Raw genomic sequence first — 1658 nt, 5'->3', positions numbered from 1 at the left:
CCCGCCCGCCGCGCTCCCGGCGGCGGACGGGGCGGTGACCGCCAGTACGAGCGCACCCGCGGCGAGCCTGCCGGCGATCAAGGAATCCTCACCTCCGTGCGGGCGGCCGCCGTACGGTCGCCCGCCGAACTCGATCGGGTGCCGTTCCCGCAGACCTGGGAAGAAGGGCTGCGGGAACGGCCGGACGGCCCCTCCCGGAGGCCGGGGCCGTCCGGGAGGGGCGTCGTCCGAGGGGTCGGGCCCGGAGCGGGCCCCTGGACGGGGTCAGCCGCAGTTCCCCCAGTCCGAGGCGGCCTGGCCGCCGGGGCCGCCGCCGGAGAAGCGCACGCACTTGCCCTTGGCGGGGAGGACGACCGGTCCCGCGTAGTACTCGAAGGAGCCCCTGTCGGTCAGGGAACCGCCGCCCTGCACCTCGAGCGTGGCCCACAGCTGGCTCGCCTTGCCCACATCGGTGCTCTTCACGGTGACCACGCAGTTGTTCCCGGTGGACGCGTTGTAGAGCTGGTGGACCGTCCCGCCGCTGAACGACAGGGACCGCTGCGGGACGTATCCCGCCCCGCAGACCTGCTGCGGGCTGAAGGACCGGACCGCGGGCGGGGAGGCGGGCGCCGTCGCGATCCGTGACGGATCGGCCCCGATGGCGGTCGGCCGCACAGCGGTGGGTTCAGGCTTGACCGCGGTGGGCTCCGGCCTGACCACGGTGGGGGTCGGCTTGGCCGTCGTGGCGGTGGGCTTGGCCTGGGTGGGTGCCGGGGTCGGCTTGGCCGTCGTGGGGGCGGGCTTGGCCTGGGTGGGAGCAGGCTTGGCCGTGGACGTCGCCGGAGGCGCGCTCGGAGCCGCCGTGGGCGTCACCGTGGGCGTCACCGTCGGAACCGCCGTGGGCGTCGACGTCGGAGCCGCCGTGGGCGTCACCGTGGGCGTCAGCGAGGGCGTCACCGAAGGCGTGGTCGCCGGAGAGGGCTCAGGCGAGCCCGTGGGCTGCGGGGACTCCGGAGCCGGTTGCGGCGTGACCGTGAGGGTCACCGTCGGCTGCGGACTCGCCGGCTGCTGCGTCGCGGTGGCCGAGGGGGCCGGCGCGGCGGTGGGGGTCTGCTGCGTGCCGGACCGGTCGGTCTGCTGCGGCGCCGCGGTCGACGGGACGGGGACCGGAGGCGGGGTGAGCGAGCTCAGCGTCGGAACGGGCGCGACGGTGGGGACGACGGGGACGTCGGTGGGCAGCTGCAGCGGCCCGACGTCGCCCTCCCGCGGTTCCGGGGTCGTCCCCCAGGGCACCGTGACCCTGTTCACCGGATCGTCTCCCGTGCCCTGTCCCGTGCCCTGTCCGGGGTCCTGGCCCTGACCGCCGTCCGCGCCCTGCTCCTCTCCCTGCCCGGCCAGCTCCAGCGGGATCCGGGGAGCGGCCCCGTCGGCGGCGGTCCGCCCCGTGTTCTCCAGGGAGGTGTACTGCCCCGCGGCCCAGACGCCGAGGCCGGACAGCAGGGCGACCACGCCCACGCAGGCCGCCAGGAGGAGGGAGAGCCCTCCGGTCCTCGGCCGCTCCCTGACGGGTGCGGTGAGCACCGTCACGTTCGCCGGCGGCGGATCCCCGGGCAGCGGCGGCGCCGCCCCAGATCTGGGGGGCGGGGGGTGGCGGCGCGACGGCGCCGGGGTGCCCGGCC

At 76.8% G+C, this 1658-nt stretch carries 1 pseudogene; it reads right to left on the bottom strand.

The window, feature by feature from the left end:
- Positions 1 to 264 precede the first annotated feature (264 nt).
- A pseudogene (locus ACWJ6R_RS35980) lies at positions 265 to 1658 on the bottom strand (serine/threonine protein kinase); the annotation flags it as partial.

It is taken from the genome of Planomonospora algeriensis (assembly GCF_977012225.1).
Note: the sequence above shows the minus strand (reverse complement) of the source record. Positions and strands in the feature narration are given on the sequence as shown.